A 14599-nucleotide genomic window follows, 5' to 3' on the forward strand; every position below is an offset into this window, starting at 1 on the left:
TGCAGGTATTTTAGCTTTAGTAGCTCCCCTAGTTATGGGTTACTTAGGTAAAAAGAAACAAGAGTCTGCTGGCGAAACAGCGTCTACGGGCGGTGGTATCGGCGACTTAATTGGAAGTGTGCTAGGTGGTCGTGGTTCAGGTGCGGCAGCAGGCGGTTTAGGCGGTATCCTTGGCAATATCCTTGGCGGTGCCGGTGCTAATAACTCTCAGCCAAATGTTGGCGGTGGACTAGGTGATCTTGTAGGTGATTTCTTTAACCAAGATAAAGACAAAGAGTCTAAGGGTGGTATTCTAGATGCTTTAACAGGCATGTTCGGAAAATAAGACATTAGTATATACATTTGTAAGACAGGCTGTAGCAATAAAATGCACAGCCTGTTTTGCTTTTTCTATTTCTGTCGTTTTTCAATGACGTTCATGAAGTTTCCTGTACGTTATCATTCTTGAAAAGTGAAATCTTGCACAAATTAAAACGATAATAAATAGTCCCTGAATTTGAATATTTCGCTCTGATTTTCCATTATCTTTGGGCAAATGGAAAACAAAATCAGTTTTAAGAATGATTATTCTGAAGGTGCACACCCACGAATACTCGAAGTTTTGTCAGAAACGAACTTACAGCAAGAGCCTGGATACGGTTATGATCGTATTAGCGAAAAGGCGAAAACATATATCAATTCGCATCTAGCAAACCAGGATACGCCTATCTATTTTGTTTCTGGAGGTACGCAAGCCAATGTATTGGTGATTAGCCACTTATTAAAACCTTACGAATCGGTAATTGCTACAGATACGGGTCATATCCACGTACATGAAACGGGCGCAATCGAATACGCGGGGCATAAAATAAATACTGTTCCCCATATCAATGGGAAGCTGACGGTAGAAGGAATTCAATCGGTATTGGATCTCCATACCGACGAGCATATGGTTAAACCCGCGTTAGTTTATATTTCACAAACAACCGAACTGGGAAGCATCTATTCGAAAGAAGAACTTCAAAGCATTTCCAATTTGTGCAGGGAAAAGGGACTAAAACTGTTTATCGACGGCGCAAGAATGGCATCGGCACTATGCAGCGAAAAGGTTTCTTTAGAGATCCGCGATATTGCTAAGTATGCAGACGTCTTTTATTTGGGCGCGACAAAGAACGGGGGCTTACTTGGGGAAGCAATCGTGTTTGCGAATCCCGAGCTTGCGGAAGGCTTTTCTTACGCATTAAAACAAAAAGGTGCGTTGATGGCAAAAGGCCGTTTATTGGGAGCGCAATTTTATGCGTTATTTGAGGAGCAACTTTATTTTGAGCTAGCCAAGCATGCGAATCGACAAGCTATGCGAATCGCTGAGGCGCTTCAGTCTGCTGGATTTCGTTTCGCGTTGACGCCAGAAAGTAATCAACTATTCCCGATTCTCCCCTACAACACCATCAACATTCTTTTTGAGGACTTTGAATTCTATGTTTGGGAAAAACTCAATGAACAGGAAGCGGTCGTTCGTATCGTGTGTTCGTGGGCAACAAACGAAAACGACGTTGATTTGTTCATTAGAAAAATAAAAGACCTAAGCAGGTAGGTCTGGGACAGCAATTGAGATTTAATTTAATTTGTTTATATTCCACACTTAAAAAAACGAGAGCGTAATGATGATGAAGGAAGAATACGTGATATTAGTCGACGAACAAGACAATGCTATTGGAGAAATGGAGAAACAGGCAGCACACGAAGAAAATAAAAAACATCGTGCATTCTCTGTTTTTCTACTTGACGAACAAGGAAGAATATTATTGCAAAAACGTGCGGCCGGAAAATACCATAGTCCAAACCTTTGGACAAATGCATGCTGTGGTCATCCGCGTCCCGATGAAACCACAATCGATGCGGCTAAACGTAGAACTTTCGAAGAATTGGGAATTCAAGTAGAGATTGAAGAGTTGTTTACCTTGTCCTATGCAGAGCAATTAGAAAATGGCTTGTGGGAGAACGAATATGACCATGTATTTGTAGGAAAATATACCGATCCGATAGAACGTTTCAATCCTGACGAAGTGCGGGCGATCAAATATGTAGCCGCTTATGAATTATTAGATGATTTAAAGTTGCATCCCGAGCAATATACATTTTGGTTCAAGAAGATAATGCCGAAACTCTTACCTTATCTTGAAAAAGTAGATTAATACGACTTAGAAATTTCAAAATTTAAATCAAGTAGAACATCTGTCACCAAAATATTATATCGTATCAACAACAAGATGCAATATCATATTTTAATTTCAATTTTTATTGCTATTTTTGCGCCTGTAAATTAATGCAATTATAAAATATTGAGTGCTGCTTTTTTTTCGAAGGTAGCGTCGTTTTTAAGGACTGAATCAAGTCTGGACGCACTTAGAAACATTTTAACCATCCTTCTTCCCAGCTCTTTGCTGTTCCTTTTCTGGGATGGTCACATTGCAGTCGCTTTTGCTGTCGGTACTTTGTTAGCTTCTCTAACTGACTTACCCGGGAACAAAGCAGACAAACTTACTACAGCAGCCTACTGTATTCCCATCTTTTTTATTACATCGATAACAAGCTCGCTTGCTTTACATTATGACTCTTGGACTATTGTATTACTTTTGGGAATCTTTGGCTTCGTTTATACAATTATTGCTTTATTGGGATTCCGAATCAACGTTGTCGGCAATTTAGGGTTGATCGTTGCCAGTTTTACTATTGGTCTTCGTCCAGAAGATCCTATTCAATTTAGCCTTTCTGTAACAGCAGGTGCCATATTCTTCTTTATCGTTTGTATTGCACAAGTCTACCTATTTCCTCATCGTTCCTTACGCTATGCAGTAGAAGGTGGGATCAGCAACATGGCGAAACTTATACGTCTGAAAGTAGATTGCTATGACGAAGATGTACCGTTGAATAAGACTTATAAGCAATTGAGCGCCCTACATGCGAGGGTGAGCGACCAATTAGAGTCTGTACGTTCCATTTTATTGCGCGACAAGTATCTGTTGGCGGAAGGAAATGCCTACAGCAAACGCTGGCTAGGGAAACTTTACCAATTGGTTGACCTCTACGAACTGCTGATGGCGGTGGATAATGATTATGAGACGATCAGAGAGACTTTGCGAGGCGGAAAGACCCTACACACCATCCGACGATCTTTGGCTATTCTAGCCTTCGAAACTGCGCGATTAATGCAATCGAACAAAGAGAAGACATTCAGAAGCATAGGAACGTCCGAGCTGAATAGATTATTCTTACAATTAGAGGCAGACCAGCGTCAGTCATCGCCTGAAAAAGCAGCCCTAATTTATTCCATAAGCGCTCAGCTAAAACAGCTGTCGGATATTTTGCAAAACATCCATGTCAGTAAATTTGCTGCTGATGACTCTTGGATAGAATCTAAAAACTTTAAAGATTTCGTTGCTCCACAAAGCAGTTTCCAAACTATTGTCAAGAACTTAAATTTCCGATCGCCCATTTTTTCGTATGCTGTTCGTATGTCGATCCTTTTGATATCGGGCGGATTAATCGGTTATCTCCTACCGGAATATCGATATGCATCTTGGATTCTTTTGACGATCATCTTAGTCGCTAGGCCAAGCTATACCATTACGCAAAAGAGAAACTACCAACGGATTGTGGGGTCATTGATCGGTATTGCCATCAGCCTCCTCTTACTCGTTTTTATTAAAAACACCTTAGTACTTTTGGTGATTGCTGCATTATGCTTATATCTGTTCCTCCTATTCAACAAGCCGAATTATCTGGTATGCGTGATTTTTATCACAATCACCATCTTGCTTGGCCAGAAATTACATGAAGGAGAGCTTCATGATATCCTAGGCAGTAGATTTGCTTTCACCCTCTTAGGGTCTATCTTTGCGGTTCTAGGGTGTCTGGCGATTCCTATCAATCATTATCGAAGCGTTGAACAGACGACGGCGTCCCTTTACAAACATTTTCGTGATTACCTAGATAAAATCCAGGAGAGCTATCAAACAGAGAATTTGAATCATTATGACCTTCGATTGCTACGCAAATTTACGCAAGCTTCATTGGCGCAAAGTTATGATTCGCTGGAGCAATTTGCGAAAGAGCCTCTCCGTGGAAAAGCCTTTAAGGCGGATATACAACACCTGCAAACGCTCGCTTACCGCATCAATGCCTTGTTGGTTGGGCTGTCTGTCAACATTACTAAGCTTGGTTTGGACTGGAATCATGATGCCATGAATTCGAGAGTAAATTATGTTCAGGTACTTATTGAGGAAGCGGAAGAGTTGTTGAAGAAACTTGCCCAGTCTAAACGTACGAAAGACAGTAACAACGTACATTTCCAACCATCTAAGTAACTAATCCCGACATTTCTTGCCGTAAGACAAGTGATCTTTGCATAGTATTTGAGATATTGTAGCAAAGAATTACACGATGGAAATCAATCAGCAAATATCAAAGGAAATTACGGAGGTTTTTGATCAGCTTAAGGGGATTATTCAAGATCTTAGCGATGAGCAGATTAATCAAAAGCCCGCCGATGGCGGATGGAGCATAGGACAAATCGTAGAGCATATTCTACGAAGTTCGAGTGGAATTCCCGATCAGAAAGTGCAGACCTATAATCGCGCTTTTGATGAACAAGTGCCAGCTATTCGATCGCTATTCATGGATTTAAACTCCAAGTTCGAAGCGGATAAGAGTTTGTTGCCTAGACAGGAAAGCTATGTGAAGGATGACCTGTTGGAACGTGTGCTGGCTAGAAAAACGAAGTTGGTATTGGATATTAAGGATAAAGATTTGACGCTGTTGTGTATGGATATGGAGTTTCCGAAATTAGGATACTTGACGAGATTTGAATGGTTGACGGTTATAGCGACGCATAGCAAAAGACATTGCTATCAGATTGAGGGTGTGAGGGGGAATTTTGGTTACTAAATTGTTAAAAGCGTAAAAACGCTTCCGTATTTGATACCAGACCATCTATTTTTCGAATAGATCGACAATAGTTCGCAATGGCAGAAACATTCGTTTTGACTTTTTTAATGGAATAAATCCCAGTTTAGCATAAAATTTCTCAGCTGGCTCATTCGTTGGGTCAACGATGACAGCATGATTTCCAACAAGTGTGCTAATTTCTAGTATTCGCTTAAAGGCATCAATAAGTAAAGCTTGGCCTAGCTTGTTTCCTTGATAATCCTGGTGAACCGCTAAGCGACCAATAATGATTACCGGCACCTCCGAATAGGTTAAAGATTTTGCTAAATTTTCGGGGATATCTGATATATCGATGTGATTGGAAGAAAGCGTGTAGTATCCAATCACATCGTTATTTTTGTCGGCAATGACGTAACAAACCGCTAATCTTCTTTTGATATCTTGATTTGCGTATTGCTTTAGATAAATGTCTAATTCATCTACGCCGCATCTAAAATTCTTACGATTATGCTTTTTTTCTAAAACTGTCGAAATCATTAGGTGCGGCGGAATTAAATAGATCGTTATATTGCTCTAATGCAGATTTTAAAGCTTTATTCGGAGCAGGAGGATTCAATAATGCTTCAACAAAATGAATTTTGTCTTCCATTGACTTCAGTAATTTAGTCTCTTCTTCAATGATTCGCTTGGCTTCTTTTTTCGCCAAAGAAACGATGAACTCTGAAACAGTTTTGAATCCACTTATTTCAGCAGCATATTTTATCAAATCTTTATTCTCCTTGCTGATTCGAATGTCGATACGATCTACTGATGTTGCCATGTTGATTGTTATTTGCTATACAAATGTACGGAAAAAATCCGTACATAAAAAGGTATTGAATTTAGAGAACCTTGACCGTCATAAAAAAATTAATGTTCCTAGAAATTACATTTCCATCACTTGGCCTCTTTCTTTCAACACCTTATGCAACTTATCATAATTGACCTTTTGCACTGTTACATCATCCTTTATCGCCAATATTGCTGCCGCTGCAGCGCTCTGTCCTAAAATCATAAAGACCGGTTCCATACGTATCGAACCGAATGCGATATGGCTACTCGACAGGCACACTGGCACTAAGAGATTTTCGCATTCTGATTCTTTCGGAACAAGTGCGCCATAGGAGATTTTGTATGGCTTCTTCGGATGGACCCCAATATCTCCTTCATTCTGGACGAACCCATCAGGCTTCACATAACGTTGAACGTTATGCGAATCTAAAGTATATGATCCCATTCCTATAGAATTTGAGACAACACGGTCACTGAACGTGTCGTGCTCCGTCATAACATATTGACCTACCATCCTTCTTGCCTCGCGGACATAAAGCTGATGTGGCCAATTGCCATTATCTTTGAATTCATCTTTTGCTAATCCCCATTTAGAATACGCGTCGCGTACGTCAGCCGGCATTGAAGGATCGTTAGCCATGAAGTACAATAAACCTTTCTGATACTCCTCATGTTGTTGGATCATCTCCTTTCGACGTTCATAGCTCGCTTCGGGATAATCGTAGTTCATTCCGATAAAATCGGTACTGAAAGGTCCATGATTGTTCGTATCTGTCTTCTTATTTGGAATCGGGTCGAACTTATTGAACGTTTCTCTCCATCCAGACGCATAGACGCGAGCAAGTAACTCATAATTTTTTGGATCATAATTTCTTGGCTTTTTGAACGGCACCCGATTTGAAGCATGATCTGTTAAGCACATTCGGAAACAATAGGCCTGTACGCGATGATCAGCCTCGCCATATTGTCCGGGATCTTCCTCAGAAACGCCAAACAGCAATCCTGAACTTTTATCACCCGGCACAACATACGGTGAAATATTACTTTTAAACCAATGTCCATGATGAAGTACCCCCACCTGAACACCATTCCATTTTTCTCCGTACGTGCTGTTCGCCTCTCTACCCACATGATAGGATACACCAGCGAGAGCCATTAAGTCCCCCTCATAGGTTGCATCAATAAACATTTTACCTCTAAATGTCTTTCCGGACAGAGTCCGAATTGCTTCAATTCGTGTCCCTTTTTTCTGAATACCTGAAGCCTCACGATTAAGCAGTTCTTCACGTAAAACTTGTATTTTTTTTTCTTTTACCCACTTTTCAAAAACCATCTCTGCAGCGTGCGGTTCAAAAATCCACATCGTTCGATTTGCGCCGTCCACAGCAGGTGTACCCTGACCCTGATTGCCGTATTCGTTTTTGCGCTGCCATGTCCAGGACTTTTCTTGATTATAGTGTAGAAATATCTGATGATAGAACTCGCGAGCCAACCCTCCGATAACTGACTTATTCCCAGTATCGGTAAAGCCTAATCCACCACTAGACAATCCCCCGAGATGCTTGTCCGGAGAAACAACAATGACGGAAACACCAGAATTTACGGCCTCTACGGCGGCCGTAATGGCCGCCGAAGTTCCGCCGTAGATAATCAAGTCGGCATTGTACTCTTTCTTAGGCAAAGTAAACCCAAGCGTTACAACACCTATAAAACAACTAATTACTATGTGAAACTTTTTCATTTCCTTAATTTTGGTCCGACTGTGGAACGAATAGAATTGCATTTGCAGCAACAATTCCATCTGCGCCCTTATTGCTAATCTCAACGTAAGGATTGTTCTTCCCTTGATAGAAAGTAAATTCGCCTACTTCAACCCAGGTGCTACTCGTTTGTCCTTTAATTTCCACCTTCGAATAATCTAAGGTTTTATTCTCGACTGTTTTACCATTGAAGATTACTAAGTCATGTTTAACTGCGCTCTCCGCTTTCTTAGGATAGTATGTGTATACTTTATAGTTCCCAGCTTTCAAAGGCTTAGAAGCGGTAAAACGAGCTTTAGCATCCTCTTTACCGGCAGACTCTTTAAATGACATACCAAAGCCTCTACCCTTTCCATCAGACCAGTTACCAGATAATTTAACTTGTTCTGAATTCGAAACATGAATCAATTCATCGGCAGCTCGTTTGTCAGCTTTCGGATTAGTATTTAAAACTTTCTTGATGTCATCAATTTTCACATCCTGTACAGGTATCTTTTTATCAATTGCAATTCCTGCAGCGACAGCAGCAGATTGTGCCAGGACCATAAATACAGGTTCCATACGTATAGAACCGAAGGCAATATGGCTAGATGAAAGACAGACTGGCACTAAGAGGTTACTCACTTCCGCGCGTTTCGGTGTTATGGAACGATAAGATATCGGAAAAGGAAGAAAACCACCAACTTCGACATTTCCTTCATTTTTCACCATGCCGTTCACTACTAGCCTGTCGCAATTGTGTGAATCCATCGTATAAGCTGCATATCCAATATCGTCTTGTACAATCTCTCGACCCTGACAGTGATTTTGCGTCATCACCACTTCGCCTACCATTCGACGAGCTTCTCGAATATAAAGCTGTGGCGACCAATGATTGTTATTGATATATTCATCTTTTGGATATCCCCATTTTTGAATTTCATTCCTGATTTCCTGGGGAACAGCCGGATCATTACCTACGAAATACAAAAGTCCTTTGGTATAATCCTCATGTGCTTTGATTATCTCTCTGCGCCGCGACCAGTCTGCTTCTGGGTAATCCCAGTTCATCCCGATCATATCGGTAGAAAAACCATTTCTATTGTTGATATCGGTTTTACCGTTTGGCATCAAACTCCAAATAAACACATCCTGTATACTTTTCCAAGGTTGCAATTCCTTTTGACGCTTTAACAGTTCATAACGTTGCGCATCGTAATTATCAGGTTTAGTTATGGGAATCCGATTTTCCGGAACATTCGTTAAAGTAATCCGGTAGTTATACGCTTGAACTTTCTTATCACCTGTTCCTTTGGGCAATAGTTTCTCGTTAGAAATGCCCCAAAGCAATCCGCTAGATGCATCGCCTTTCACTTTATAAGGATCGACTCCATTAGGGAATTGATGTCCGTCCAATAGTTGGACACCATTAATCGTTTCCCCGTAAAGGCTATTATCCTCACGTCCCACGTGATAAGAAACGCCTGCTGCTGCTAACAAATCTCCCTCATAGGTACAGTCCATAAATACTTTTGCTGAAACCTGATTTGTGCCATCCGAAGCGCTTAATTCAATATTGCTAATGGTATTTCCATTTTTATTGACTTTGATTAGCGGATTATTCATCATCAGCTGTACATTGGTTTTTCCTAAATAATCTCTAAATATTTGTTCGGCAACCTTGGGTTCAAAAATCCATTGCTCAAAAGTTCCATAATGCTTCCCGATTTTTCTGTAGAAATCGAGAGCCAAGCCAGTTACAACAAACTTATTCCCGATATCTGTCATGCCCAAACCACCGGAACTCAATCCACCGATATGATTGACAGGATCGACAATGACCACTTTTTTTCCAGCTTTTGCAGCGGTATAAGCTGCAACTACACCCGCGGATGTCGCTCCATAGATACACAAATCAACTTCAACTTTCTTCTGTCCGTATACGACAGAAACACTTAAACAGCAAAATATTAATACTTTAAAAATCTTCTTCATGATAATTTTAAATTAGTTTTAGCTTTAATATCCAGGGTTTTGTTCTAGCGCTTTATTGGTTTCCATCTCAATATTCGGGATGGGCCATAAATAATCGCGGTCTTTGTTGAACTTGCGCACTTCAATAACACGCATTTGCGCCCTATTAGCAACTTGGCTATAGTCAACAAGGCCGTCTGCATCAATCTTCGGTGCATTGCTGAGGATTCCTTTAGGAATCCGCCCCATGAATGAATTATTCATAAACTTGTCAGCAAGTCCCCAGCGTCTTAGATCTGCCAATCGAAAACCTTCATTTGCTAGTTCGTATAAACGTTCTTTACGAACGATATTGCGTAGTTCCCCTTGCGACTTACCGGCAGGTATAGCGGGCATTTCCACAGAAGGTCTTTGGCGAACTTGATTAATCGCGTCATAAACTGTAGCATCAATCTGGTTAGCTTCAATTTTTGCCTCAGCGTAGATCAACAAAACTTCTGCAAAACGCGATTGTGTCACATTAAGTTCGGATTGCATCGTAAATTCTTTGTCTTTGAAATCGACATATTTCTTCCACAAATAGCCAGAAAATGTAGCGTATGCATTTAAAGCATCCTGATTATCGATACGCTTTGGCACGGAAGAAGAATAGTTATAGTCCCAACATTTAGTACTGTCCTTGTGTGTCTCAAATTGGAAACCGAAATGTCGCGAGCCTGGCAATGCTACAGTGAATCCTAATCGAGGATCGCGATTCTCGAAAGGCTTCTGCGGATTAAATAATGGAGATTTATCAATTTCCAGTCCATCCTTACACAAATAAGCATCAACCAAAGCTTGTGAGGGAATCTTATTCGATGTTCCCTGTGCATTTCTAGACAGAAAATTCCGCGTCGCACTATGGGTTTTGGTATTCTGTAAGCGTAAATATTGGAAAGCAAAGATAATTTCCTTAGAATTCTCACCGCCATATTGAAACAGCTCTTCAAAATTTGGATGAAGACTATAAGTCTTTGCATCCATCACCGCTTTCGACGATGCAATAGCTTCTTCCCAGCGCTTATCATTCAAAGCCGCTCTTGCGCGAATAGCTAATGCCGCACCTTTCGTTGCTCGACCTACATCAGCTCCACTGTAACTTACAGGTAGATCTGCAGCAGCTGCCGCTAATTCGGTTAGCACAAAATCAACTATATCTTTCTTAGGGCTTCTCGGAATCTGTGCTTCCGCTAAACTTAAGCCCTTATTCATCAGGGGTACAGCTCCAAAAAAATCAACTAATAATTGATATGTAAATGAGCGAACAAAGCGAGCCTCCGCAGCGTAACGCTTTAATTTAGCTTCATCTACCTGTCCTTGCAGCTTATTCATGTTGTCTAACACAAAATTACATTTACCAATTGTGCGGTAAGAATCTCGCCAAATATTCAAGATGTAACCATTGTTGCTATCGTAATCGCCGCGCCCAATGGATTGCAGAGCCGAAGTATTTCGATCCCAACTAATATCAGTTGCACAGTCTAACGTTAAATTTTGAGGTACATCATCAGTTGGGTGATACGTCATCGACGAATAAAGCCCATTGACAACCAACATCAGTTCCTCTTCATTATTAAAATAATTCTCATCGGAAGGACCGGAAAGCGGCTTCCTATCCAGATAATCATCACACGAGATGAATAAAGCTAAGCCTCCTGCGATCATTGCTATATATATAAGTCTAAATTTAAATTTCATGGTCTTATAGCTTAAAAAGTAATATCTAATCCAAACGTATACACCTTTACTTGTGGGTAATAATTACCGACTCCTACTGGGGCCTCTACATCATATCCTTCCCAGAACTTATCAAAGGAGAACAGGTTTGATCCATTAACGAATAACCGTAGACGATTAATACCTATTCGATCAATAGTCGAGTTTGGCAAAGTATAGCCTAACTGTACGTTCTTTACGCGTAAGTAAGAAGCATTCTTCATCCAGAATTGGGACGCTTGTTGATTGTTATTCTGACCAAAAGCTAAGCGTGGATATTTCGCATTCGGTGTCTCAGGAGTCCAGCGGTCCTTATTGTCTTCACGAATAGTTCCGCCAATAGCACCAGTCGTTGTGAAAGGCTGTATTCCAGCACCATACAAATAACCATCCGCTTTTCCAACGCCTTGTAACAAAAATCCGAAGTCAATGCCTTTATAGGCCATATTTGCGTTTAGCGAATAGGTCATACGCGGAACGGTGCTACCGATTATTAGTTTGTCAGACTCATTGATAATGCCATCTCCATTTTGATCTTTATATTTCAGATCACCCGGAGCGAGAGTACCAAACTGTTTTGCATGACTATCTATCTCCGCTTGCGATTGGAAATATCCCTCAACCTCATACCCTAGAATTGAACTAATCGCATATCCCTCACGGTGTACTGTCAACCCAGTATTTGCTATACCACGTAAGTCCAATATTTTATTTTTGACATCAGAAAGATTGAATGTCATGTCGTAACGAAAGTCACGATCACGATTACTGCGATAATTCAAGGCCAGTTCCCAACCTCTGTTTTCTACAATTCCGGCATTCTGATTTGGAGCATTCAACCCAACCGTTAATGGTATATCAAGCTTCAGCAGAATATCACTGGTTTTGCGATGGAAATAATCGGCTGTTAAACTGAAGTTCTTGAATAAAGTTAAGTCCAATCCAATGTTTTGTTCTTCGGTAGATTCCCAGGTGATAATAGGATTTGACATGTTGTTTAGAGCAGCTGTATTGATAATGGCATTCCCCATGTTAAAAGATCCTAAATCCAATGCGGATACGGATGGATAATTACCGATATTCTGATTACCTAATCTACCCCATGAGGCCCTTAATTTACCCTCATTCAACCAAGACTTTGACTCTTGCATGAATGACTCTTCCGAAAAACGCCATCCTGCAGATGCCGACGGGAAGAAACCATAGCGGTGTCCCTTCAAGAACCTAGAAGAGCCATCATAACGGGCATTAAGTTCCAGTAGATAGCGATCTTTGAAATTGTAATTAATCCGACTGAAGAATGACTGTAGTGCCCATTCGGATGCTGTCCCGTTTGCTGATTGATTTAACGCAGATCCCGTATTCAACACAGGATAATCAGGAAGCACATAGGTGTCGCGAAATGCTTTCAGCTCATCTTTATGATAATCCTCACGTGACGCACCAACAAGCCAGTTTAAGTGATGATCAATAAAAGACTTATTAAACGTTAGGGTCGCACGCATATTATTGAAATACTCTTGATCTCGAGTCTCGGTCAATGCTGATCGCTGAGGAACCGCAAAACTTTTCGTACCGTCGGGTAGATAGGACTGCACCATTTCGCGGAAATTCTTATTCATCGCATTCACATATTTCGGCGCATAGTTCGCTTCTGCTGTCAACCAAGAAAACGGCTTATAAATTAACGAAGCATTTACTGCGCCCCAAGGCTTTTTATCAGTGGCGAAGCCTCCGTCCGCAGCTGCTGACACAGGGTTATTACCATTCCAGCCCAATCCCCAAGTTCCATTCGAATTGCGGAAAGATTGGTTCGCGGGAATACTATTCATCCATTGAAATAAATCATCAATACTTTGAGCTGAAGAATTAATAACCGGATTAACGAATTGAAGATCAATTTTTGCAGAAAGCTTCTCTGAAATCTCAATATCCAAATTATTACGGAGCGTATATCGCTTAAAGCCGCTGTTTAATAATAATCCTTTTTGATCATAATATCCGAACGACGCCAAGTTGCGCACCTTATTTGACCCCGCATTTAAGGTTACGAAATGGCTTTGTTGAAATCCAGACCCCAAGAGTGACTCTTTTTGCCAATCGGTATTTGGATATTCATCAGAACTTCCGTCACCCTGCTTACGATAAGCTTCCAAGATGTCTTCTGGATATAATGGCGAACTTCCAACATTCGTATATGCCTCGTTGGTGAGCAACATATGATCTAAAGCATTTACCAGCTTCGGCATATTTGTCGGGCTTTGCCAACCGAAATAATTGTTGTAAGAAAGAGTCACCTTATCCCCTGTCCCACGTTTAGTAGTCACTAAAACTACTCCATTGGCTGCTCTTGATCCGTAAATAGAAGAAGATGCGGCATCCTTTAGGATAGACACTGATTCGATTAAGTTAGGATCGATATTATTAATAGAACCTTCAACTCCGTCGATTAACACAAGAGGATCTGCATTACTCAATGTTCCAATACCTCTAATTCGTATGGTCGCTCCATCGGAGCCAGGCTTTCCTGACCTTTGCGTCACAGTAACCCCTGGCGCCATCCCCTGTAATGCTGCAGAACTTTGACCAACGGGCCGTGACTGTATATCCTTTCCGGAAACCGATGAAACAGCACCTGTTAAATTCACTTTCTTTTGAACACCATAACCTACCACTACAACCTCATCTAAATCATTTACCGAAGGAACTAATGCGATATTGAACTCACTTTGCTGGCCAATCGGTCTTTCGATGGACTCATATCCCAACAGCGAAAAGACTAAGATTCCTTGGTTATTGGTGACGACGAGTTCGAAACCACCCTCATTATTTGTTGAAGTTCCATTATTAGTACCTTTCTCCGTTACAGTAACTCCCACTAATGGAGCACCTTTATCGTCCAAGACACGTCCGGAAACTGTGCGTTGCAACCGATCTGCCTTTTTTGCCTCAATTCGTTCCTCTCGTGTGGTACGTGCGGGAATGGTTTTACGAGCATTGATGAAAATTGTTTTATCATCAATCACATATGACAAAGGTTGATCTTCCAATATCAAATCTAGAAATTTATTGAGCGGAAGATTTTTCGCATCAAGGGTCATCGGTTTAGTTCTCTTCACAATATTATTGTCGTATAAAACCAAATAGTTACTTTCTTTTTGGATATATTGGAACAGATTTTCTAAACGAACGGATTTAGAGCGGAAAGATAGGGTCTGAGAAAAGGTCTTTGCCTGTGCTTGAAAGCAACATAAAATCGCAAAGACATAACAAGCTTTTATAGACATATTCAATAGCCTGTGGGATGGAACATAAGGAATAGGAAGCCGCGACCATAGCGCATTGGCCTTTCCTAAAATATTTTTCATAATATT

Annotated in this window: 10 protein-coding genes and 1 pseudogene; 5 read left to right on the forward strand and 6 right to left on the reverse strand. The window is 40.8% G+C overall.

Annotated elements, in window-relative coordinates; all coding sequences use genetic code 11:
- From B2400_RS02340 to B2400_RS02360, 5 genes and pseudogenes are all read left to right on the forward strand, one after another.
- Positions 1-325: pseudogene (locus B2400_RS02340) on the forward strand (YidB family protein); the annotation flags it as partial.
- 210 nt (positions 326-535) lie between these two features.
- On the forward strand, positions 536-1573 hold the full coding sequence (locus tag B2400_RS02345) for a threonine aldolase family protein (RefSeq protein WP_286651262.1): 1038 nt from the start codon (positions 536-538) through the stop codon (positions 1571-1573).
- A 67-nt stretch (positions 1574-1640) separates the two neighbouring features.
- Positions 1641-2174 (forward strand): isopentenyl-diphosphate Delta-isomerase, encoded by a 534-nt coding sequence (gene idi / locus B2400_RS02350; RefSeq protein WP_246172522.1) that lies wholly within the window; start codon positions 1641-1643, stop codon positions 2172-2174.
- 246 nt (positions 2175-2420) lie between these two features.
- Positions 2421-4346, forward strand: a complete 1926-nt coding sequence (locus B2400_RS02355; RefSeq protein ID WP_293930558.1) for an FUSC family protein — start codon at positions 2421-2423, stop codon at positions 4344-4346.
- A gap of 76 nt (positions 4347-4422) precedes the next feature.
- Positions 4423-4926, forward strand: coding sequence for a DinB family protein (locus B2400_RS02360; protein WP_149525605.1), 504 nt, complete (start codon positions 4423-4425; stop codon positions 4924-4926).
- Between the two features lie 45 nt (positions 4927-4971).
- Here the strand turns inward: B2400_RS02360 and B2400_RS02365 are convergent, their stop codons facing one another.
- From B2400_RS02365 to B2400_RS02390, 6 genes are all read right to left on the reverse strand, one after another.
- Positions 4972-5463 (reverse strand): GNAT family N-acetyltransferase, encoded by a 492-nt coding sequence (locus tag B2400_RS02365; RefSeq protein ID WP_286651265.1) that lies wholly within the window; start codon positions 5461-5463, stop codon positions 4972-4974.
- Positions 5432-5746, reverse strand: a complete 315-nt coding sequence (locus tag B2400_RS02370; RefSeq protein ID WP_149525603.1) for a DUF1778 domain-containing protein — start codon at positions 5744-5746, stop codon at positions 5432-5434. The genes B2400_RS02365 and B2400_RS02370 overlap by 32 nt, the downstream gene beginning before the upstream one ends.
- A gap of 105 nt (positions 5747-5851) precedes the next feature.
- Positions 5852-7498 carry an FAD-dependent oxidoreductase gene (locus tag B2400_RS02375; protein WP_293930560.1) on the reverse strand — a complete coding sequence of 549 codons (1647 nt, stop codon included), beginning with the start codon at positions 7496-7498 and terminating at the stop codon, positions 5852-5854.
- A 4-nt stretch (positions 7499-7502) separates the two neighbouring features.
- Positions 7503-9491, reverse strand: coding sequence for an FAD-dependent oxidoreductase (locus tag B2400_RS02380; RefSeq protein WP_293930562.1), 1989 nt, complete (start codon positions 9489-9491; stop codon positions 7503-7505).
- Positions 9492-9515: 24 nt separating this feature from the next.
- A complete protein-coding gene (locus B2400_RS02385; RefSeq protein WP_286651268.1) occupies positions 9516-11207 on the reverse strand; it encodes a RagB/SusD family nutrient uptake outer membrane protein in 1692 nt (563 codons plus the stop codon).
- Between the two features lie 11 nt (positions 11208-11218).
- Positions 11219-14593 (reverse strand): TonB-dependent receptor, encoded by a 3375-nt coding sequence (locus B2400_RS02390; protein ID WP_286651269.1) that lies wholly within the window; start codon positions 14591-14593, stop codon positions 11219-11221.
- Positions 14594-14599 lie beyond the last annotated feature (6 nt).

The organism is Sphingobacterium sp. UBA6645 (genome assembly GCF_002455685.1).
Taxonomy (GTDB): domain Bacteria; phylum Bacteroidota; class Bacteroidia; order Sphingobacteriales; family Sphingobacteriaceae; genus Sphingobacterium; species Sphingobacterium hotanense.